A 21,259-nucleotide genomic window follows, 5' to 3' on the forward strand; every position below is an offset into this window, starting at 1 on the left:
TTAGCGAGTTTATTATGAGACAAGATTCTTTGCTGAATATCGGAAGTGTAGCCGATATATATTTTATCGTATTTTACGGAATAAATGACGTATACCCAAAACATAGCCGACAGGTTTTAAAATAAAAGAGGCCGGAAAAATCTTCCGGCCTCTTTTCTTGGTAGCGGGGGAAGGACTCGAACCTACGACCTCCGGGTTATGAGCCCGACGAGCTACCAACTGCTCTACCCCGCATTGTTTTGCGGTTGCAAATATAAGTCAGTAATATCCAAGATCCAAATTTATCTCGCTTTTTTTACAAAAATCGTAATTTTTTCAAAATTATTTTGATAATAAGCTGAGTAGATGTGGCTGTTTTTTAATGCTTTAGCTTTGCAGGTCAAGGGACGAAGGCTTTTTTTTGCTAAATATTTTTATATTTAAGAGCAATTTTCATTTCTTTGCAGGGTAATATTAACTTAAATTTTAAAAGCTATGTCAGACATTGCATCTCGTGTAAATAGCATTATCGTTGACAAGTTAGGTGTTGATGAGAGCGAAGTAACAGCTGAAGCAAGTTTCACTAATGATCTTGGAGCTGATTCCCTCGACACAGTGGAATTGATCATGGAATTCGAAAAAGAATTCAATTTAGCTATTCCAGATGATCAAGCTGAAAAAATTGCAACAGTAGGTGACGCAATTAAATACATCGACGACAACACCAAGTAAGACTTAATTCTACCCTAAATTTACCAAAATGAACATCAGACGCGTAGTAGTTACCGGAATGGGAACCATTAACCCAATCGGGAATAACACATCCGAGACCTGGGAAAACATGGTGAATGGAGTTAGTGGAGCAGCTCCGATAACTCGTTTCGATGCTTCAAATTTTAAAACCCAATTTGCCTGCGAAGTTAAGAACTATGAGCCTAAGGATTACTTCGACCGAAAAGAGTTGCGCAAACACGATCTTTATTCGCAGTTTGCGATGATTTCTGCCGATGAAGCAATCAAGGATTCAGCATTAGATCTTGATAAAGAAGACAGAGAACGGGCAGGTGTAATTTGGGGTGCTGGTATTGGTGGATTGCAAACCTTTGTTGAAGAAATTGGGAGCTGGGCCACTGGCGATGGACAACCCAGGTTCAGCCCTTTTTTCATTCCTAAAATGATTGCCAATATTGCAGCAGGTCACATTTCAATCAAGCATGAGCTGCGCGGACCAAACTTTACCACTGTTTCTGCATGTGCATCTTCTACACATGCCATTATTGATGCAGTAAATTACATCCGCCTTGGATTTGCCGATGTAATGGTAGCTGGAGGTTCCGAAGCAGCTATTGATGAAGCCGGCGTTGGAGGTTTTAATTCGATGAAAGCCATTTCAACCCGTAATGATGACCCTAAAACCGCATCAAGACCATTCGATAAAGACCGCGATGGTTTTGTAATGGCCGAAGGTGGCGCAGCAATGATTCTCGAAGATTATGACCACGCCGTAAAACGGGGTGCCAAAATCTACGCAGAGATTGTTGGTGTCGGACTTAATGCCGACGCGCATCACATGACAGCACCGCACCCGGAAGGTCAAGGTGCTACCAAAGTCATGCAAATGGCCATGAACGATGCTAAAATCAAACCTGAAGATGTTGACCATATTAATACACATGGTACATCGACTGGTTTGGGAGATATCGCAGAACCTAAAGCAGTACTTAATGCATTTGGTGAGCACGCTTACAAAATAGCGCTGAATTCAACCAAGTCAATGACAGGACACTTGTTGGGAGCTGCCGGAGCACTTGAAAGTATGGCCACAATCCATTCTATAAGTGAGCAAGTTATTCCACCAACAATTAATTTGCATGAATTAGACGAAAATATTGATCAGAATCTTGATTTCGTGTTTAATAAAGCACAAAAACGCGATATCAAATTTGCAATGACCAATAATTTCGGATTTGGTGGACATAATGCTACTATTATTTTCAAAAAGAGTGAATAGTGTGGAGTAAAATAAACTTTACTGCTCAACAAATTACTTTTAAGAACGACCAAGCGTTCAAAAAATCCATTAAAAATGTCACCGGATTTCGTCCGGGTAAAATAATTTTTTATAAGCTGGCCTGTATACACAGGTCAGCTTCTTTTTATCATGAAAAGCAACTCATTAATAATGAGCGACTTGAGTTTTTAGGTGACGCTATTTTAGGAGCTGTTGTGGCTGAATATCTTTATCAACAGTTTCCTGAAAAGAATGAGGGATTTTTAACCAAATTCAGGTCCAAATTGGTTAATGGACAAACACTTAGTGAACTTGCTGAACGTACCGGGTTAGATCAGTTGTTATTTACCCGTTCTTTAGATAAGGAACAAACTAACCATATTTTGGGCGATTTTTTTGAGGCATTTATCGGTGCGGTTTATCTCGACAAAGGATATAAAAGAACCCGGAGATTTATTATTGACCGTATTCTTGAGGCTTTGATAGATTTGGATGAGATGAAACGCCGTGATACCAATTACAAAAGTCTCCTGATAGAATGGGCACAAAAACATAAAAACCCAGTGCGTTTTGAAACGGCTTGTGTGAATAATGAAAAAGCACATAACCCGGAATTTGAAACACGTGTTGTGCTTGATGAACAGAACCTTGGCAGGGGTAAGGGAAAGTCTAAAAAAGAAGCAGAACAAAATGCCGCTCGCGAAGCGCTGGTACACCTTGAAAAATAGTCTCTTATGGGTAATGTTTTTTACTTGGAAGAAGAGATCGAATATCCTGATGTTTTCGGTGTAATAACAGATTTACCACCCTGGAAAATATGTTTTGTCATTGCTGATCTTTCAGGTGTTCAATTAAGTCACGAAGATATTCTCAGCAGGCCGCCCGACCCCATAGAAAAAGTGTATCAGCAACAATTGATTACATTTGAAAAGTATGTGTGGACCGATGAAGAGTCCGGGCAGTTTCTACATTTGATCGAGAACCGAAAAAAACTTGATCCGGCTCCTGCACAAGGTGAGATAAACAAAGGACTATTTGAAGATGTTCCCATAGAAAAATATATACACTTGTTAGATGAATGGACAACCGTAAAGTTTTTAATCCGAACAGATGGAATGGATAGCTTGTTTGACCCATTCCAATTAAAACAAATAAATGGTATTCGAATGATCCTTAAATCTTCGGCAAGTGAATTTAAGAATGGAGAAAAAATAATTTAACATGTTAAAAGAGAATAAATTTGAACGGCTTAAGGCGATTAGCGAAGTGCCGGGTGCATCGGGGTTTGAACATAAAGTGAGAGATTTGGTGAAAGGTGAGGTGGCTCAATACGCCGATAAATTATGGATTGACCGTTTAGGTAATTTAATTGTATACAAAAAGGGCAAAACTGACAAGAAAGTACTTGTCGCCGCTCATATGGACGAGATTGGATTTGTTGTGAGCCATATAGACGATAATGGTTTTATTCGTTTTCATCCAGTTGGCGGGTTCGATCCCAAAACACTTACCTCGCAACGGGTTGTGGTACATGGCAAGCAAGATATTAAAGGCGTTATGGGGAGTAAGCCTGTACACATAATGAAACCGGAAGAACGGAAAAAGAATGTAGAAATCACAGATTTTTTCATAGATACGGGTATGGAAGCTGTTCAGGTCAAAGAAATTATAGAGCCGGGAAATGCCATTACGCGCGACAGAGAATTAATTGAAATGGGCAATTGCTATAACGGTAAATCTCTCGATAATCGTGTTTCAGTTTATATTCTTGAGCAAGTTTTAAATCTTTTAAAATCCGAGACCCCGGCCTTTGATCTTTATGCTGTTTTTACGGTTCAGGAAGAGGTGGGTTTACGAGGGGCCCAGGTGGCAGCGCAGGCCATAGAGCCCGATATTGCTATTGGGTTAGACACCACTATAGCTTATGATACACCGGGTGCGCAACCACAGGAGCAGGTTTCAGCATTAGGTAAAGGTGCTGCCATAAAAATTATGGATGCTTCTGTGATAGCTGATTTGCGTATGATTGAATTTCTGAAAAATACGGCAAAAAAACACAATATTACCTATCAGACAGAAATGTTAGCAGGTGGGGGTACAGATACCGGAAATCTCCAACGAATGGTAAAGGGAGGAGCTATTGCCGGCGCTATTAGCATTCCCACAAGACATATTCATCAGGTTATAGAGAGTGTACACAAACAAGATGTTTTGGATTCAGTGAACCTGCTTTATTTTGCTTTAAAAGACATGGATGGTTTACAATTGGAATACAAATAAGCCACTATGGGTAAGCTGATTGAGCCGGAGCGATTAAAAGTGTTGGCCCAAAGTCATTACGAAGCGCACAAGGCAGTAATTAAACCATTAGGTAAGCAACAAAAACGAAACCTCGATGACCTTGTTCAACAGTGGGATGCCGAACTCTTTGAGGAGATAGATTGTCTGGAATGTGGTAATTGTTGCCGAACATTGGGCCCCAGAATTATAGACACTGACATTCGACGGCTGGCAAAACACCTCAAAATGAAGGATAGTGAGGTCGTAGAAACTTACCTCCGTATTGATGAGGATGGTGATTATGTTTTTAAATTCATGCCGTGTCCGTTTTTAATGGACGATAACTTTTGTATGGTTTATGAAAAAAGGCCTCGTGCGTGCCGCGACTATCCCCATACCCATCAGCCGAAATTTTACAAGCGCATGAAAGTATCACTAAAAAACACTTTTACATGTCCGGTAGTTTATCATATTTTCAGACGGTTAGCTGAAGAAACATAATTATAGGCAGGTTAGTAACTTTACTTTTATACTTTTTTATATTTTTAACCGTTATACCAAACAACTGCTGAGCAAGGCAGTATGATTTATGAAGTTTCGTTTATACTATGAATCGATTTTTTGGAATTTTATTTTTAGTTATATCTGTTTTTAGCGGATACGGGCAATCTGATTTGTCATCGGTCTATCGCTTTTTAACAGTTCCTACCTCTGCATATTCTGCTTCTCTGGGAGGAACACCAATTGTAAGTGCTGACAGCAGTATTAATTTAATAACTGATAATCCGGCATTGCTAAAACCCAAACTGGATCAGCAGATAGGACTTAATTTTGCAAATCTGCATCCTGGTGTTAATATGGGGATGGTAGCCTGGGGATACGATTTAAAAGAGTTGGGGGTTATAGGCGCAGCTATGCAGTATATGAACTATGGAGAAATGGATCGTATCGATCAGTTTGGCAACAATATGGGGATTTTTAATGGTGGCGATTACGCCCTGGTAATTGGATGGTCGCAACCACTTATGAAAAATTTGCGTTTGGGTGCGAGTGTAAAAGGCATATATTCTAAAATTGACCATTATGATGCTTTAGCTGCAGCTTTTGATGCATCTTTGACCTATAATAACCCAGACTTACAACTAACAGTCTCAGTAATAGCAAAAAATATTGGTACCCAAATCGAGGAGTATGTTGAGGGTGAAAATGAGCCTTTACCGCAGGATTATCAGTTTGGAATTGCAAAAGGCTTAGAACATGCACCATTTCGTTTTTCACTGGTAGCTCATCATTTACACGATTTTAATTTACTACTGACCAATAATAATACAGTTACTCCAAATAATACAGACCTTCCACCAGAAGAAATTGAAACGGATTACATTCGAAAAGACGCAGAAAAAATTATGCGCCACCTGATATTTGCGGTTGAATTTATTCCTTCGACCAGGTTTACTGCCAGGGTGGGTTACAACTACTACCGGCGTAGCACTATGAAAATGATTGATAAAGGCGGAATGGTCGGTTTTAGTCTGGGTGCATCGGTGCTTATTAAAGGATTTCATATTGAATATGCCAGAGCTTCATATCACCTGGCCGGAGCTACAAATCACATTTCTGTGCGAACCAATCTCGCACGGTTTTTTGAATAATACAAAAGTGCTGCACTTTGGCGTGTTTTTATAATCAGTATCTTGCTTGTTTCTCTATTTGTTGGTCCATTCTAGCGTGGGGTTGGCTGTAGGTAATTTTTGGATAATGAGCTAGATAACAAGTATGTGCCTGAAGGAAAAGCATTAGCACCAATTACATTCCGAGATGAATTCCGGCGGCTTTAGTTTTATTCATTGGGCTTATTGAGATAGGTCTCCAACTCTTTTGCTACTTCTGACCATTTTTTATGCACTTCTTTTACAAGTAATTGTATTTTTTGGTGATGGTTTCTTTGTTCTGCGAGGGCTTCAATTTGTTTGCTCAAGTTCATTAATTCATCAGCGCCATAGTATCTGAAAGTCGATTTGAGAGAATGAGCAGACACTTTTATTTTTTTATAATCATTTTTTTGCAGGCCGGTGTTTAGCTTTTGGATAAAGTCAGGTGCATTTTTTTGGAGTAGTTTAAGATATTTAATTTCCTTCTCCGGTGAATCGCCAACAATATTTTTAATTTTATTAATATCAATGGTTTTGAAATTATTATTGGCTGAAGAGGCTGTTACAAATGTTTCTGGTGGTTCTGAAGCATTGAGTTCAAGGATTTTTTTGATTTTAATTAGTAAATCGGCCGGGGAGAAAGGTTTAGACAGGTATTCATTCATACCCAGGTCAAGGCAGCGTGTACGTTCATCTTTCATTGCATGAGCAGTCATACCAAGAATTGGAATACCCGATTTCTGATCCTCACGGCTTCTGATAAGTTTTGTAGCTTCATATCCATCCATTACCGGCATCTGTATGTCCATAATAATGAGATCAAAATCTTTTTGTGATAAAATATCAAGGGCTTCTTTTCCATTGTAGGCAACTTCCATTTTGATGCTGGAATTAAATTTTTGTAGTGTTTCGATGGCCAGCGACAGGTTTATTTCATTATCATCGACAATCAGTATACGGATATTTTCTATAGCTTTTTCAAATTGGATTTTATAATCTTCGATTAATGGAGTTTCGTTCTCTGTTGAAATGTTGTAAGGTAGCGTAACATTAAAAACTGTTCCTTTATTTTCTTCACTTTCTACTGTAATATCGCCATTATGTAGGGATATGAGTTTTTTTACTATAGCCAGACCCAGTCCGGTACCGCCATATTTTCGAGTGAGGCTGCCTTTTACCTGCGTAAAGCTCTCAAATATTTGGTTGAGTTTGTCTTGAGGTATTCCAATACCGCTGTCTGATATTTTTATGTTAAGTTTTATACGATCTTCAGCAATTTTTTCCTCTTGAGTAGAGATACTGATGTATCCGTTTTCAGTAAATTTTACTGCATTTCGAAGCAGGTTTGATAATATTTGTGTGAGCCGTACCGGATCGCCATCGATTTTATGAATTGGCCGCGAAATATTTAATTCTGTTTTTAGTCCTTTGTTTTCGGCTTCAATGCGGAAAATGTTAAATGTGTTGATAATTATTCGACGATAATTGAATGATGTTTTATTCAGTGTGAGTTTATCAGCTTCAATTTTGGAAAGGTCCAGTAAATCATTTATGATGACTTTAAGATGTTCGCCAGATGAGCGTATGTTTTCCATGTAGCGTTTGTGTTGCTTATCTAACCTTGCATTGAGCATAAGGTTGCTATAGCCAATTACCACATTGAGTGGTGTACGCATTTCGTGGCTGGTATTGGCCAGGAATTGTTCTTTAAGCTGGGCGCTTTGGCGTATTTCCTTATTGGCCTTTTCGAGCTGATTTTTTTGTTTTGATAATTGCATTGTACGCTCCCTGACTAATTTTTGAAGCGTTACTTTTCTTTTTCTGAGTGCATATATTCGGTAGTTCCATAATAACAGCACAATACTAATGAGGGTTACACTCAGAATAATTCTGAACCACCATGTTTTATACAAGGGTGTATCGATGGTAAATTTGTAAGAAACTTCTCCGGCAGGCCTATTCATGAAGTCAGCGTGCATGGTTTGTACGCGAAAGGAGTAAGCACCCGATGATAAGTGGTTGTAGCTAACTTGTGTTTGTTTACCAGGCTTAGACCATGATTCATCAAGGCCTTCGAGTTTGTATCGGTAAAGCAATTTATCTTTATTAAAAAATTCGGGTGCTCCGTAATAAATGGTTACATTATTTTTACGGTAGGGTAAATGTAAACTTACAGGTAGGTTAAACCAGGGCGCGACTGAATCGGCATAGCCGTGCAAGTGCTCCTTGTTGTCGGACAGTTCGATAGCGCGTATAAAAGGTTCTGCTACGTTTTGGGTTTGTATTTCTTTAGTTGGTATTTGTCTGGTAACGCCATTCACTGTTCCCCAGAATATTTGACCTTTGGCGTTTTGTGCCACTGCATTGGAATTGCACTCTATGCCAAAGAAACCGGTATTTCTGGAGTACTGATGAGTGCCATAAATTACACCGTTTTTATCGGTATTGAGTAAAACAATTCCATTTTCCGTACCCAGTAAAATTCTTCCGTGTTTATCTTCAGTAATAGAATAAAAAATATGGTTTTTGGTTAATTCAGAAATAGCATAATATTTCAGAATTTTGCCGTTGTACCAGGACAGGCCTCCCTCAGTAGCAAACCAGAAATTGCCATATTGATCCTGTAGTATTGAACTCACATGTTCGTTTAACAGGCCGTCTTTTCTGTCTATTGTATCTACTACTTTATTGTTTCGTATGATGTTTACACCCTGATCTGTGGCTACGAAAATTCTTTTGTCACGGGCTTGCAAAACATCCCAAATGTAGTCGGAGCTGATGCCATTGGCCGAAGAAAAAAGCTTTTGGTTATTTACGCATTGCAGGCCCTGTCCAAATGTTCCTACCCACAGGTTCCCCTGGTCATCGATCATAAGAGATTCCACTAAATTTGAGACCAGATGCACGGGTTTACTGAGATAGTTTATTTTTTTTCCGTCGAAAACAGTGATCCCCATATTGGTAGCAACAAACACTTCTCCTTTTTCATTGGAAGCAATTTCGTTTGCAAAATTGCTGCTCAGTCCATTATCTGTTGTAAAATGTTGTTGATTGTTTTGCGATAGTTTAACAATTCCCTGGCCTTCGGTTGCCACCCACATGTTATTGGATTTGTCGACATGCACATCCATTACAAAAGATGGTTGGTAGAGTGCTTCGATGCGCAATTCTGCAAATTGAAAGCCTTTGAAAATCGATGCTCCTGCGCCATCGGTACCTATCCAGATGTTTTTTTGGTTGTCTTTAAAAATTTTATAAATACGATTAAAGCCAATTCCCTGGTATGCTGTAATGTTTTGGACCTCCCCATTTTCATCAAAAATAAACAATCCGGCTTCGTCTGTTCCTACCCATAAGCGACCTGCTTTATCAATTTCCATTGTAATGGCATGGTGGTCGTGTAATTTTCTCGATTGTACCTGTAGTTCGGTTCCATTGACTTTACAGTCGAAAAGCCCCATTGTTGAGGCCACTAAAACATGATGCTCTGATGTGAAAAACAGATCCTCGATAAGGACGTCGTCCGCGATAGGAATTTTAGCCTTTGTTAATGTGTTTTCATTTAGAACCCTAAGTTCTGTTACACCTGAGCAAAACCATAAATTACCTGTGCCAGGTTGGGTTGAAATTTTATAAAACGGGTATTGCCTTATGGATTGATCGGCCAGATAAACGGTATCGTTTTGCACATACCATATACCCTGGTCTGTTGCTAACCATAGTTGGCCTTTTGAATCAGCAGCAATGTCCCAAACAAACAGTTTTTTGATGGGTTCGTTTATTGTGGGTGTTTTTACCGAGTAACCATTGTAGTAGCAAGGGCCATTGGCTGTTCCAATCCACATGCGTTCTTCTTTGTCGAGGAAAAGTGATGTTGTAGAATAGGAGGGCATACCATCTTTAACAGAAAGGTATTTATCTTTTTGACCATCCAGTATAGTGATACCACCGGAATATGTTGCAATCCACACACGCCCGATTTTATCCTGATTTATATCAAAAACCTGACCCTGCGATAATCCTTGTTCATTCGTAAATCTGTCAAAGTTATACCGGTAGCTTTCTTGAGCATTAATAGATGGCAGCAAAAACAATCCCGCCAGAAAAACTAATACATATCTCATTCTGCCATTGTATTAAAAAATATTGAACAACCCCTATTCAGTTTTATCTTGCCTTCGCAAATTACATATTTTTACTGTTTAATCCGAATAAATACACCGTGAAATCATTTTGTGTGATATCACTACTATATTCATGTTGCTGTAGTTTCTCAAAGGTTATTGTTACACGAATATGTCGGCATATTATAAAGGAATTGTTTTGGAGATTTTTATGCTACTTTTTATTCGAGGTGATGTAAGTGTCTTTTTAGCATATAATTAGAGATTAGTGTGGTTATGGGTGCGCTTTGTGTGTATAGAATACGGATAGTGTTATTTTTCAAAATATTTTTCATTGTTTCAGTTAGTTAGCAGGAATATGAAAGTTTTTATGTTTTTTCGGTTCAAAATTACGTTTATTTTTTCCATCTTTGTCGACTTAATATGGCCATAAAAGTGCCTTACATCTGGCAAAAGAAGGGACTTTAGGCAAGGCCGAAATCACTTTATATTATGAGTAATATTAAAATAAGACTTACAATTCTGAATTTCCTTCAGTTTTTTGTTTGGGGGGCATGGTTGATATCTTTGGGTGGTTATATGATTCAAACCCTTAATTTCACGGGTGGCCAGGTTGGGAGTATTTATGCTACCATGGGTATTGCCTCACTTTTTATGCCTGCTATTATGGGAATTATTGCAGACCGTTGGGTAAATGCAGAGCGGGTATTAGGCTTTGCTCACTTAATAGGTGCTGTATTGTTGTTTTTTGCTGCAGGCGAAACTGATTTTGGGGTGCTTTATGTATTGTTGCTGCTAAACTCAATGATGTATATGCCAACCATTGCATTGGATAATACTGTATCTTACAGCATACTGGAACAAAACAAGTTTGATATAGTAAAATCTTTCCCACCAATTCGTGTATGGGGTACAATTGGTTTTATTGCTGCAATGTGGGTTGTAGATTTAATGGGATGGACAATTAGCCCGGTTCAGCTTTACGTGGCATCTGCTGCCTCTTTGGTGTTGGGTATTTATGCTATGACATTGCCGAGTTGTCCGCCAGAGAACAAAACCAAGGGAAGTTCCTGGGTTTCAGCTATGGGATTCGATGCATTTGTATTATTCAAAAAGCGAAAGATGAGTGTGTTTTTCATCTTTTCAATGCTTCTTGGAGCAGCCTTACAAATCACAAATACTTTTGGAGAGCCTTTTTTGCATGACTTTGCTTCGGATTTTGCTGATGCATTTGCGGTTCAGCATCCCAGCTTGTTAATGTCTATTTCTCAAATGTCCGAGACGGTATTCATTCTGACTATACCATTTTTCCTAAAGCGTTTTGGTATTAAGAAGGTTATGTTGTTCAGTATGTTTGCCTGGGTGCTTCGTTTTGCATTTTTTGCCATCGGGGATCCGGGTGGCGGGCTTGTGTGGCTTGTTTTATCTATGATAGTTTATGGATTGGCATTTGATTTTTTCAATATTTCCGGATCTTTGTTTGTAGAACTCGAAGCGAAACCCAAAATCAGGGCAAGTGCTCAAGGGTTGTTTATTATGATGACCAATGGGTTTGGAGCCTTTTTAGGAGCAACAGCCAGTGGTCTGGTAGTAGATTACTTTACACGTGGTGGGGTTAAGCAGTGGGATCTCATTTGGTATTCTTTTGCAGCCTATGCCTTACTTATTGCCATATTATTTATGATACTTTTTAAGTACAGACACAACCCAAAAGCAGTGGAAAAGGCCGAGGAAGCAGGAAAAATTTAGTAAAATTTAAATCGAACTCACGTTATAATAGAAAGTTAAAGAGAGCGGGAATAGTATTATTCCTGCTCTCTTTGTTTTATTTCATCTCTAAGCTCTGAAGCAAGCTCATAATTTTCTTTTTCAATGGCTTCATTGAGCATTTTTTTTAGGTCTTCTAAAGTTTTTTGTGCATACTTTTCTTTTTGCTCCTCTCGCGACAGATTTGCTTTGCTTGCAGTTACTTCGGGCTCATCCGTTTTTTCTGCCTCTAATTCTATACCTGCTTTTTCCATTACTTCAGGAGTAGTGTAAATCGGACATTTAAAACGCAAGGCCAGTGCAATGCTGTCGCTGGTGCGAGCATCGATTTTTATTCGGCTATTGCCGTTGTCGCATGTAATTTCGGAGTAGAATATGCCCTCTTCAAGGCGGTTAATGGTTACATCAATGATATTAATACTATATGCGTCTGCAAAATTTACAAACAAGTCGTGTGTAAGAGGTCTTGGAGGTTTTAGGCCTTCGAGTTCAATGGCAATAGCCTGAGCCTCAAAGCCGCCAATAATGATCGGTATTCTTCTCTCTCCGTTATCTTCAGCAAGTATGAGCGCATAGGCTCCGGTTTGTGTTTGACTATAAGATATTCCCAGTACTTTAAGTTTGATTTTATCCATAAAGGCTTTATTCCGTTACATATCTACAAACTTACATAAATTTTTCCTGTTTTTTATACCGATCGATCGTTTCCCCGGGTTACACCTTTATTTAATTAAATGAGTCCTTTTTGATGTTTTTCCTCAATCTTGTCCAACATATCAATAGTCATTGCGGCCAGGTTGTATTGAGGGCTCCAGCCCCACTCTTTTTTCGCACAACTATCGTCCATCGAATTGGGCCAGCTGTCTGCAATCGTTTGCTTAGCCTGGTCAACCTCATAATTCATTTTGAACTCGGGAATATGCTTTTTTATCTCATCGGCAATCATTTCCGGGTCGAAACTCATGGCAGTAATATTGAATGAATTTCTGTGGATCAGTTTTTCAGGATTGGCTTCCATTAGATCAACAGAGGCTTTTACTGCATCGGGCATGTACATCATATCGAGGAAAGTACCTTTTTGCAGGTTGCAGGTGTACTTTTGATTTTTAATAGCTTCGTAATATATTTCAACAGCATAGTCTGTAGTTCCTCCTCCGGGTAAGGTGACATTGGAAATAATGCCGGGAAACCTTACTGAACGGGTGTCGACGCCAAAGCGTTGATAATAGTAATTACTTAAAAGTTCTCCGGACACTTTACAAACCCCATAAATTGTGTTGGGCTGCATAATGGTGTCTTGTGGTGTGTTGTCTTGTGGTGTGGTGGGCCCAAATGCACCTATAGAGCTGGGTGTAAAAACGGCACAATTATTTTCTTTTGCAATGTTGAGGCTGTTCTCGAGGGCTCCCATATTAATTTTCCATGCCAGTTCAGGATTTTTTTCGCCGGTAGCTGATAGGAGCGCAACCATATTGTAAATTGTATCAATTTTGTACTTTTTCACAATTTCATAGAAGCGATCACCATCTGTGGCATCTAATTTTTCCCAGGGTCCTTCAGAAAGTTTTTTGCATTTAGCTTCATCAATATCTGCAGCTACTACATTACTTGTTCCGTATTGCTTGCGTAAAAAAGGTACAAGTTCAGAACCAATCTGACCTCCTGCACCTACTACGAGTATGTTTTTCATTTTAAATGGTTTATTGATTAAATGTTACGAGTGTCGAATTGAAACAAATGTATATATTTTCAACCGGAAAGCTATATGCTTTTTTATTTTCTTTAACAGTAATATTAAGGCCTTACTTATTGGTTTTTACAAGGGTTTTATACATTACATTGAATAGGTCATTAAACCTTATGGGTTTGGTAATAAATTCATCGCATCCGGCTAAAAGGCACTTCTCCCTGTCATTGCTGAATGCATGAGCTGTTTGTGCGACTATTGGTATGTTTTTATCGATTTGTTTTATTTTTCTTGTGGCCTCCAGGCCATCCATCACCGGCATTTGCACATCCATTAGAATTAAATCTACCCGGGTTTGATTTTTTATGGTTTTTAATGCTTCATGTCCGTTTTTGGCATGTATAAGTTTGCAACCTGTATTGCGCAAAATTGATTTTAAAAGGAGGTAACTTCCTGCATCGTCTTCTACGGCTAATACGCTTTTGTTTTGAATGAAACTTATATCGGCAGGTGCATTCCTTTTCTCCGATCGCATGGGTGAGCTTATGTAAGGGAGTTTAATAGTAAATTCTGATCCCTTGCCGGGCTGTGAATCGACGCTTATTGCACCACCGAGCATTTCGGTTAGTTTTTTTGAGATAGCCAGCCCAAGTCCTGCGCCTCCATATTCTCTTGTATAGCCTTCTTCTACCTGCCTGAACCGTTCGAAAATAGTTTTGTGGAATTTGGGATCAATACCAATTCCGGTATCTTTTATTTTGATCAATAAAAACTCATGATGGCTGTCAAAGCCGGTACTTATTTTTATAGTACCCTTTTTTGTGAATTTAACTGCATTGGCAACAAGACTGTTGAGCACCTGTTGTAACCGGATTTTATCCGTATCGATAATTATTTGTTCAGGAATTTCCGGAAACGCTGTTTCAAAGTTAAGGTTGGGTTTTTTATAATGCGTTTTGTAGTATTTAAATGAATCCTGAAGCATTTCTTTAATGTTTACCGGCTGTATGTTGATACTGATCTGTCCGGTTTCCATTTTAGCAAGGTCTATAATGTCGTTTATAATATCTAACAGGAAATTGCTCGACTCAATAATGATTTTTATAAATTCTTTTTGTTCTTCCGGGTTTGTTTTGGGTTGATTCAGGAGTTGCGAAAAACCTACAATTCCATTCAGTGGTGTGCGGAGCTCATGCGACATATTGGTAAGGAAGGCTGTTTTAAGTTGGTCTGCCATTTCTGCATTTTCTTTGGCTTGCTGTAGTTCTTTGGTCATATGCTTTCTTTCTGTGACATCTCTGCCGAGCATTATGAGCCATGCTGGTTCGCCCTGATTATCGAAAATGGGGACTTTAATAATTTCGTAGGCACGTGGTGACTTTCGGCCCCGGTCAAAGACCATGTCATATTTGTATTGGTTTCTTTTGTGCCATGTTATAGTGTCTGTTTCCGCACATTTGGTATAAATGGCTTTGTTTTCGGGGTGAATAGTTGCCAGCTCTTTGCAGGTTTTTAAGAGGTAGGGTTGGTTGGTAATGCCATAAAGCTCCAACAATGGTTTGTTGGCGAGTATCCACCGGTTTTCTTTATCTTTCAGGCAAACGATATCGGGGAAGTGGTTGATTAAAGAATAGAGTTGTGTCTCGCGGTTTTTTAGTTCCATCTCGGTGGCCTTGATACGGGTAATGTCATCGAGCACGAGTGTCCAGCCAATGTTTTGACCTGTGGTACTGTAACGAATTGAAATGTTAACATAATACCACCTGATTTTACCCTTTAATTCAATTGGGATCTCTATGGTTTGTGCAACACCTTGTTTTTGTACTTTTATGCCGGTTTCCAGAACTTTTTCAATAAACTGCTCCGGCAATGGTAGCTCAGTATAATGTTTACCTGTGGGGTCAAAGCCTTCTTTTAATAAAAAATAATTTGTATTGTTGGGTTTATAAAAATTGATAATGAAGCCTTTATTGTCAACCACAATAATCCATTTTTGCAGCGATTCAAGTGTGGCCTTTAGCTTCATTTGGTTGGCACGCAAAAGTTCGGTTTGAATTTTTTGTTGTGTTTGGTCTGTAGTTATAATAAACGTATAAGTGGGTTTACCAGTGGATTTTTCTTTGTAAAAAATATTTGACAGGTATTTATTCTCTCCATTTTTTGTATGCCCCCAAAAGTTAATTTCAATAATATCTTCATTTTTAGGGTTCGGGTAGTGCTGTTTTATGCTTTCGCTGGAATCTGCAAGATGCCTGATATCTATGTTGTATAGTTCTTCGATTGGATAGCCTGTAATTTGTGCAAGTCGCTCGCTGATAAAAACTGTTTTTTCGTTTTCAATTACGGTTATAGCTTCATTAACTATTGCTGACAGGCTTAAGAATCGGGTTTCAGATTTGCTGAGTTTTTTGTTAATTTCTGCAATTTCAAGATTTTTCGACTCCAGAATTTCGTTTTTGATTTTGATTTTTTTGTTCTGAGCTTCGTATTCTTCATATAAGTTAAGATACTCATGACGCTGTTTTTTGAGCTTAACCTCCAGCGATTTATGTGCCGATATGTCGCGTGCGTCAACCACAATGCCTTGTACCTCAGGGTCGTGTAGTTTATTTATGATTGTTATTTCGAGGTCCCTGGTCTCCCTGGTGTAAAGTGGATTGGTTTTGACCTCCGTTTTTATTTCAGCATCGGGGGTTCTTATAATTTCATCTAAAGACTCAAAAAACAAGGTTCGGCTTTCCCTTTCGAAAATGGAGTCGATGGTAAGTTTCTTGAAAATATTTTCGGTATTTTGTCTTAATATTAACCTTCCATTGTGAATATGCTTGATGTTGAGGTCCTGGTCAATAATAATATTGAGCCCAAAGTTATTTTGTATAGATGCTTCAAGTCTGGCTGTTTTGTGCTGTATGTGTGCAAGATTATTTGTGTCTTTGGTGATGTCTAATAACAACCCCATCCTTGTGTTAGGATTTGTGGTCTTTTCGGGGGTAATTCGAAACCAGATGTATGCTCCTGAAGTGTGACGAAATCTTATATCGAAAGCATTAATAGCTGCTTGCTGTTGAAGCTTTACAATGAAACGCAACCACTTTATTTTGTCTGAGGAGTGAATAATTTGATAAAGCTGCCTGGCTAAATTATCGTTGGTTTCTTCTAATCCAAGCTTTTCTCTAAAATGCTGATCTACGTCAATATGAGAGGTGCTCTTGTTCCACACCCATATGTATGTGGCTTGCTGATGCAGGAGTTGCCTCAGGCTGTCATTTTCTGAGCTCAAAAGATTTTTTTTGTTTGATTCGTGGCCCTGATGAAATCCTGCCTCTGTCATTGCTAAATATTATAGTCGAATAATAGTTAAATTTTTATTATCTAACAAGTTTTGAGATGAAAGCTTTAAGGCAATTCCGCGTTAAAAATGTGATATGGCCGCTGTTAAAAAAAGTGAAAGTACTAAGAAAATGAATGTAATGCGTTGTAAACCACTGGTTTTTGCAATTATTCTTGTTTCACCCTGATGACGAGTTAATTGAATGACAAACAGGTGGTTGTTGGCTTTTGGGGGTAATTAAATAAATAAATCAGATGTGATTTTATCACTTATAAACATTCCGTTGCGGGTCAGATAATATTTGTTGTCTTTCGATTGCACATGGCCCGATTTTAAATATTTCTCAAGGTTTTCTTTTAGTTGGCTGAGATGTTTATCAGAAAAATGATTTACAATATATTCCGTATCAATGCCCCAATATGTGCGTAACCCGGTCATCAGATACTCGTTAAATTGATCTTTTGTGGTTAGTTTTTCCTGTTCCCTGATATCGTCATGTTTTCTTTCTATGCGCAGATATTTGCTTATATCAGGCATGTTCCAGTACCGGTAGCTGCCATCGAAGCTATGTGCTGCAGGGCCTAATCCAAGGTAGGGTTTGTTTTGCCAGTAGTTGACGTTGTGTTTTGAGAACCTGCCCAGTTTTCCGAAATTTGATATTTCGTAGTGAATAAAATCGTTGCTTTCGAAGAATTCAGCCATGCGTGAAAATTGCCAGTGGCTCACCTCTTCATCGGGTGGGGTAAGTAAACCACTTTTTTTAAGTTTATCGAAAACGGTGTTTTCTTCGTATGTTAAATGATAGGCTGAAATATGTTGTATGTTCATTTGCACAGCTTTATTAAGGGTTTTCTCCCATTCAGCCTTTGTCATTTCTGGTAAGCCGTATATTAAATCGATGCTTATGTTGTCGTATCCCTCATTTTGCAAAGCTTCTACCGCTTTTAGTGCGCCGTATACTTTGTGACGTCTGTTCATCAGTTGGAGGTGATAATTATAGAATGCCTGGATACCCAAACTAACTCTGTTGATTTGGGTTTTTGCCAATTGCTTTACATAATACCTGGATATATCATCCGGGTTTACTTCAATGGTTATTTCGGGAAAATCGGAAACGTTAAAATTTTTGTGAATGGCATCAAGCACTTCATTTATTTTGGCTGGTTCAAGCAGGGAAGGTGTGCCTCCGCCAAGATATATGGTTTCTATAGTTTCATTTTTTAAAAAGTCCTTACGTAAATTTATCTCGAAAAGCAGAGCTTTATAGAAAGGCTCCTGCAGCCGGGCATCTGTAATAGTATAAAAATCGCAATAATAACAGCGCGATTTACAGAACGGATAATGTATGTAGATACCTGCCATAAGTAATGGACCCTTTGAAGTTAAGCTCAAAATTAATGAATATTATTTATAAAAACCTCTGCAATCAAGCATTTTATCATAAGATATAACCATAAAAAGCGTATTTATTTTTTATAGCTAATTTCTTTACAAAAACCTGACCAGATGTTTCTTTTAACCCTTATACGATGAGGGCTAAGCTTGGATTCTTTTTTCACCAATAAGTTTCTGTTGTTTGTCAAAATTTATCACTTCAAATGATAATAAAATGTTAATTTCGGGTTTTTGTCATTTGAATATTTTAAAAATATGGGGTACGCTAAACTAAAAAATAGAATCCTTGCCGGTAAGGGTTATAAAAAGACAGTACTTGACTGGAGCTTGCTTTCTTCCTGGATTGCAACTATAACATTTTTAAGCCTGATTCCTGCCAATAGGGTTTCAATGAACTTTTTTTATTTTAGTCAGGCCGATAAAGTTATTCATTTTGTATTTTATTTTGGCTTTTCCATGCTACTCTTCAGGTTATTATATAACTCAAAAATGAAAATTGACAGAAGCATTTTAATTGTTGCTGCAGTTATTCCCATAGTTTATAGCGGCATTATTGAGTTGATGCAGGAATATTTGGTGGCCACCAGAAATGCGGATTTTTTCGATTTTGCAGTAAATATGATTGGAGCTATTGTAGCTACTATTTTATACCGGTATTTACTTAGATTTGAATTTAACCGTTTCTATACTAAAGAATTCTCCTAATTTTTGCTGTGCTTTTGAGCGCATGTGTATTAAAATCGAAGCCAGTGATTACATTTATACCCGGTTTTTTCCCGGGGGTAAAACTACCAAGGTCATCCCATCCCATAAATTTTGCAGCGTTCAGGGTTGCCCACGCAAGAATTCTATTAAAGGGCAGGTTTAATTTTTGTTGAAGTATTTTTATTTCGTCAAGCAGCGATAATGATGCACCACTTGCTGTACTGTCTGTTCCGAGCATTATGGGGAAATCAGCTTTTTTTAGTGTTTTTATGTCTGGTAGTTGACCAGTAATTTGTTCATTGGAACTTGGGCATAACACCCATCCTGTTGGTGCTTTACGGTTTTGCAGCAAATGATTAATATCTTTTTCTTGTGTAAAGGTATTATGGATAAGTAATAAGGGGTTTTCATTTATAAACGAAGGTAAACTTTGCAGGGAGCTTTTGCCTGTATGCTGAAATTGGTCATCAATGAGATTTAATTTTTTGAACAAATCCATGAGTTCTCCCGCGCCATTGTGGAACATTTCGTTTTCAGCTGCAGCTTCCTGGTTGTGAATAGATAACATTTGGCTTGGCTTAATTTCTTTTTGCAATAGCTCCCATAGTTTTGGAGAAATTGAATATGGAGCGTGAGGCGTAATGAAGGCGGGCAGGCCAGATGCATTAAAATCAGCAGCAACTTTTTTTGTGTGCTCAAGTCGTTTGTTGGCTATTTGCGACTTTAAGCCGGTTATTTCAGCAAAAGTGTAGTACCGTATTCCTGATTGTTTTTTAATTTCTTTTGTTTTGCTTGTATTAGCAATATCGGCTACGGCAACGGTGCCGTTTTTATACATGAAATTATCGGCCCTTTCAATACTGTCCATATAATCTTCTGGTCTATGCGACGCCATCATGTGTTCAATAAAATGGGGCATTCCTTTGCCTTCAGGCAACACCCTTGGCACCCAGCTATATTCAAGGTGGGTATGCATATTGATGAGTCCCGGAACTAAAACCCCATTGAGAAATTCGGTATGTGCCAGCTCCAGCATTTTGCCATCAAAGTTGTATACCTTTCGAATTGTACCATCGTCATCCGTCTCCACAATGCCATTTCGTATTGGTGGCCCATCAACCGGGAAAACATAATTGGCAGATATTCTCCTCATTTTTTCAGGTGGTAATGGATTTTGGTTTTATTTGATGCGGTATGATTACCTTTTGATTGTATTTTTTTTGCACTTTTCAAATACAATCCACATTCGGGACACACCTTTGTGTAGGGAGTTACAGGAGTATTGCATGCCGGACAATGTTCCGCTTCCGGTTCATTTACTGGAATTGCATCATTTTCCTCGCGGATGGCATCTACGTGTTTGTGCAGATAATTTCGGGCGCCCTTGTCATTGATTACGTAAATGGCAAAGGCAATGCCGGTTACAATTATGCTACCTACTACGAGCATACGCCAGTTGGTAAAACCGGCTAAAAACAATACAGCGAGATACATGAAGAATATGAGTGGCCCCAATGAAGGCACCCATAATTTGTAAGTAAGTTTGGTGCTGGTGGTTTTCAGGTATAGTTTGTGTTCAGCAAAAAATGGAATATCCCGGGTGTTGATGATGACTGTGTGTTCATCCACTTCAGTTTCATTTTCAGGAAACTGACTCGCTAATTCCTGAATATTCATTTGCCGGGACAACAATATGTTTCCCTTAATCCACATTAAATATCCTCCGAAATAAAGTAGCGCACCAGCTCTTTTGAAATTAGAGAATCACCTCCTAGTGAGTCATTTTCGCGTCTTATTTCCTGTCTGATAAGGCCTATTTTAGGTGCATAAATTTCTTTGGTCATCCAGGGGTGGGCAGCGGTATCTTTAAAGTACTCCTGAACAATAATACAACTGTCAAAAGTTTGCTGATCATTATTGGCTATGGGAGCTGTAAGGGTAACCGTAGTGTCATTGTTAACCACCCTTCTTCTCATTACTCCATTTTGCCAGTAAGTTACTATCCAATCATCGTTTGTCGATTCTGAAAGTAATTTTTTCAATGGCACCCTGTTATCGTTTTGTGTAATAGAATATTCATACACATATTGGTTATCAATCATGGGTACATATACCTCGTTTGTGGTGACATTTGTTTCCAGTTCTTCGTAATAATTGTGTTTGTGGTAGCCAGGCGATACTTTTACGGTTGTACCATCGGAATATACCCAATAAGATTCGGGATAGGCCGGAAAGTAATCTTTTGGGAATATATATTCTATATCAGTATCTTTGCAGCCACCCAAAATGCCTAATAGTACAAGAAGTAATGTTATTTTCTTCATAATG

18 protein-coding genes and 1 tRNA gene are annotated in these 21,259 nt (G+C 38.5%); 9 read left to right on the forward strand and 10 right to left on the reverse strand.

Translation table 11 applies throughout. From position 1 onward, the window contains the following. A partial coding sequence (locus ACTB0Y_RS02595) for a GIY-YIG nuclease family protein (RefSeq protein WP_463205325.1) occupies window positions 1-104 on the reverse strand: 104 nt, incomplete at its 3' end. A gap of 54 nt (window positions 105-158) precedes the next feature. Next, a tRNA-Met gene (locus ACTB0Y_RS02600) sits at window positions 159-234 on the reverse strand. A 240-nt stretch (window positions 235-474) separates the two neighbouring features. On the opposite strand from ACTB0Y_RS02600, the gene ACTB0Y_RS02605 reads away from it, so the two are divergent. The 7 genes from ACTB0Y_RS02605 to porQ all read left to right on the forward strand — a co-directional run bounded on the left by ACTB0Y_RS02605 (window position 475) and on the right by porQ (window position 5,922). Continuing rightward, on the forward strand, window positions 475-711 hold the full coding sequence (locus ACTB0Y_RS02605; RefSeq protein ID WP_463205232.1) for an acyl carrier protein: 237 nt from the start codon (window positions 475-477) through the stop codon (window positions 709-711). A 28-nt stretch (window positions 712-739) separates the two neighbouring features. Further along, window positions 740-1,990, forward strand: coding sequence for a beta-ketoacyl-ACP synthase II (gene fabF, locus ACTB0Y_RS02610; protein ID WP_463205233.1), 1,251 nt, complete (start codon window positions 740-742; stop codon window positions 1,988-1,990). After that, window positions 1,990-2,718: a ribonuclease III gene (rnc, locus tag ACTB0Y_RS02615; RefSeq protein ID WP_463205234.1), complete on the forward strand. Its 729-nt coding sequence runs from the start codon at window positions 1,990-1,992 to the stop codon at window positions 2,716-2,718. The genes fabF and rnc overlap by 1 nt, the downstream gene beginning before the upstream one ends. A gap of 6 nt (window positions 2,719-2,724) precedes the next feature. Next, window positions 2,725-3,210, forward strand: a complete 486-nt coding sequence (locus tag ACTB0Y_RS02620; protein ID WP_463205235.1) for a hypothetical protein — start codon at window positions 2,725-2,727, stop codon at window positions 3,208-3,210. 1 nt (window position 3,211) lies between these two features. Then, the gene (locus ACTB0Y_RS02625; RefSeq protein WP_463205236.1) at window positions 3,212-4,270 is read left to right on the forward strand and encodes a M42 family metallopeptidase; all 1,059 of its coding nucleotides are present in this window, start codon (window positions 3,212-3,214) and stop codon (window positions 4,268-4,270) included. Between the two features lie 6 nt (window positions 4,271-4,276). Continuing rightward, the gene (locus ACTB0Y_RS02630; protein ID WP_463205237.1) at window positions 4,277-4,771 is read left to right on the forward strand and encodes a YkgJ family cysteine cluster protein; all 495 of its coding nucleotides are present in this window, start codon (window positions 4,277-4,279) and stop codon (window positions 4,769-4,771) included. A 107-nt stretch (window positions 4,772-4,878) separates the two neighbouring features. Continuing rightward, the gene (porQ, locus tag ACTB0Y_RS02635; RefSeq protein WP_463205238.1) at window positions 4,879-5,922 is read left to right on the forward strand and encodes a type IX secretion system protein PorQ; all 1,044 of its coding nucleotides are present in this window, start codon (window positions 4,879-4,881) and stop codon (window positions 5,920-5,922) included. Between the two features lie 188 nt (window positions 5,923-6,110). Here the strand turns inward: porQ and ACTB0Y_RS02640 are convergent, their stop codons facing one another. Further along, window positions 6,111-10,046 (reverse strand): two-component regulator propeller domain-containing protein, encoded by a 3,936-nt coding sequence (locus ACTB0Y_RS02640; protein WP_463205239.1) that lies wholly within the window; start codon window positions 10,044-10,046, stop codon window positions 6,111-6,113. 492 nt (window positions 10,047-10,538) lie between these two features. Here ACTB0Y_RS02640 and ACTB0Y_RS02645 point away from each other — a divergent pair, with 492 nt between their 5' ends. Beyond that, window positions 10,539-11,795, forward strand: coding sequence for a nucleoside permease (locus ACTB0Y_RS02645; protein ID WP_463205240.1), 1,257 nt, complete (start codon window positions 10,539-10,541; stop codon window positions 11,793-11,795). Between the two features lie 56 nt (window positions 11,796-11,851). On the opposite strand, the gene ACTB0Y_RS02650 is transcribed toward ACTB0Y_RS02645, so the two are convergent. From ACTB0Y_RS02650 to hemW, 4 genes are all read right to left on the reverse strand, one after another. Beyond that, window positions 11,852-12,448, reverse strand: coding sequence for a bifunctional nuclease family protein (locus tag ACTB0Y_RS02650; RefSeq protein ID WP_463205241.1), 597 nt, complete (start codon window positions 12,446-12,448; stop codon window positions 11,852-11,854). Between the two features lie 95 nt (window positions 12,449-12,543). Beyond that, window positions 12,544-13,503, reverse strand: a complete 960-nt coding sequence (locus ACTB0Y_RS02655; protein ID WP_463205242.1) for an L-threonine 3-dehydrogenase — start codon at window positions 13,501-13,503, stop codon at window positions 12,544-12,546. A 112-nt stretch (window positions 13,504-13,615) separates the two neighbouring features. Beyond that, complete coding sequence (locus tag ACTB0Y_RS02660) at window positions 13,616-16,831, reverse strand: ATP-binding protein (RefSeq protein WP_463205244.1); 3,216 nt, start codon at window positions 16,829-16,831, stop codon at window positions 13,616-13,618. 237 nt (window positions 16,832-17,068) lie between these two features. Continuing rightward, window positions 17,069-18,193, reverse strand: coding sequence for a radical SAM family heme chaperone HemW (hemW, locus tag ACTB0Y_RS02665; RefSeq protein WP_463205245.1), 1,125 nt, complete (start codon window positions 18,191-18,193; stop codon window positions 17,069-17,071). A gap of 288 nt (window positions 18,194-18,481) precedes the next feature. On the opposite strand from hemW, the gene ACTB0Y_RS02670 reads away from it, so the two are divergent. Then, window positions 18,482-18,931 (forward strand): VanZ family protein, encoded by a 450-nt coding sequence (locus ACTB0Y_RS02670; protein ID WP_463205246.1) that lies wholly within the window; start codon window positions 18,482-18,484, stop codon window positions 18,929-18,931. Here ACTB0Y_RS02670 and ACTB0Y_RS02675 read toward each other — a convergent pair. Genes ACTB0Y_RS02675 through ACTB0Y_RS02685 form a run of 3 tightly spaced genes read right to left on the reverse strand, consistent with a single transcriptional unit; the run spans window position 18,915 to window position 21,255 of the window. Next, on the reverse strand, window positions 18,915-20,084 hold the full coding sequence (locus tag ACTB0Y_RS02675; protein ID WP_463205247.1) for an amidohydrolase family protein: 1,170 nt from the start codon (window positions 20,082-20,084) through the stop codon (window positions 18,915-18,917). The two genes, ACTB0Y_RS02670 and ACTB0Y_RS02675, sit on opposite strands and share 17 nt — an antisense overlap. After that, entirely contained in the window at window positions 20,081-20,644 is a 564-nt protein-coding gene (locus tag ACTB0Y_RS02680) for a hypothetical protein (protein WP_463205248.1), read from the reverse strand. Before ACTB0Y_RS02680 ends, ACTB0Y_RS02675 begins: the two co-directional genes overlap by 4 nt. Further along, entirely contained in the window at window positions 20,644-21,255 is a 612-nt protein-coding gene (locus ACTB0Y_RS02685) for a hypothetical protein (protein WP_463205249.1), read from the reverse strand. Before ACTB0Y_RS02685 ends, ACTB0Y_RS02680 begins: the two co-directional genes overlap by 1 nt. Between the last annotated feature and the right edge of the window lie 4 nt (window positions 21,256-21,259).

Source organism: Salinivirga sp. (assembly GCF_055145285.1).

Excerpts from the sequence above, each read along its gene's own strand:
- ACTB0Y_RS02655 (WP_463205242.1), bottom strand. The coding sequence starts at position 13,503 with ATGAAAAACATACTCGTAGTAGGTGCAGGAGGTCAGATTGGTTCTGAA.
- hemW (WP_463205245.1), bottom strand. The coding sequence starts at position 18,193 with ATGGCAGGTATCTACATACATTATCCGTTCTGTAAATCGCGCTGTTAT.
- ACTB0Y_RS02675 (WP_463205247.1), bottom strand. The coding sequence starts at position 20,084 with ATGAGGAGAATATCTGCCAATTATGTTTTCCCGGTTGATGGGCCACCA.
- ACTB0Y_RS02640 (WP_463205239.1), bottom strand. The coding sequence starts at position 10,046 with ATGAGATATGTATTAGTTTTTCTGGCGGGATTGTTTTTGCTGCCATCT.
- fabF (WP_463205233.1), top strand. The coding sequence starts at position 740 with ATGAACATCAGACGCGTAGTAGTTACCGGAATGGGAACCATTAACCCA.
- ACTB0Y_RS02650 (WP_463205241.1), bottom strand. The coding sequence starts at position 12,448 with ATGGATAAAATCAAACTTAAAGTACTGGGAATATCTTATAGTCAAACA.
- ACTB0Y_RS02685 (WP_463205249.1), bottom strand. The coding sequence starts at position 21,255 with ATGAAGAAAATAACATTACTTCTTGTACTATTAGGCATTTTGGGTGGC.
- ACTB0Y_RS02680 (WP_463205248.1), bottom strand. The coding sequence starts at position 20,644 with ATGTGGATTAAGGGAAACATATTGTTGTCCCGGCAAATGAATATTCAG.
- ACTB0Y_RS02605 (WP_463205232.1), top strand. The coding sequence starts at position 475 with ATGTCAGACATTGCATCTCGTGTAAATAGCATTATCGTTGACAAGTTA.
- ACTB0Y_RS02620 (WP_463205235.1), top strand. The coding sequence starts at position 2,725 with ATGGGTAATGTTTTTTACTTGGAAGAAGAGATCGAATATCCTGATGTT.
- ACTB0Y_RS02660 (WP_463205244.1), bottom strand. The coding sequence starts at position 16,831 with ATGACAGAGGCAGGATTTCATCAGGGCCACGAATCAAACAAAAAAAAT.
- ACTB0Y_RS02670 (WP_463205246.1), top strand. The coding sequence starts at position 18,482 with ATGGGGTACGCTAAACTAAAAAATAGAATCCTTGCCGGTAAGGGTTAT.
- ACTB0Y_RS02625 (WP_463205236.1), top strand. The coding sequence starts at position 3,212 with ATGTTAAAAGAGAATAAATTTGAACGGCTTAAGGCGATTAGCGAAGTG.
- ACTB0Y_RS02630 (WP_463205237.1), top strand. The coding sequence starts at position 4,277 with ATGGGTAAGCTGATTGAGCCGGAGCGATTAAAAGTGTTGGCCCAAAGT.
- ACTB0Y_RS02645 (WP_463205240.1), top strand. The coding sequence starts at position 10,539 with ATGAGTAATATTAAAATAAGACTTACAATTCTGAATTTCCTTCAGTTT.
- porQ (WP_463205238.1), top strand. The coding sequence starts at position 4,879 with ATGAATCGATTTTTTGGAATTTTATTTTTAGTTATATCTGTTTTTAGC.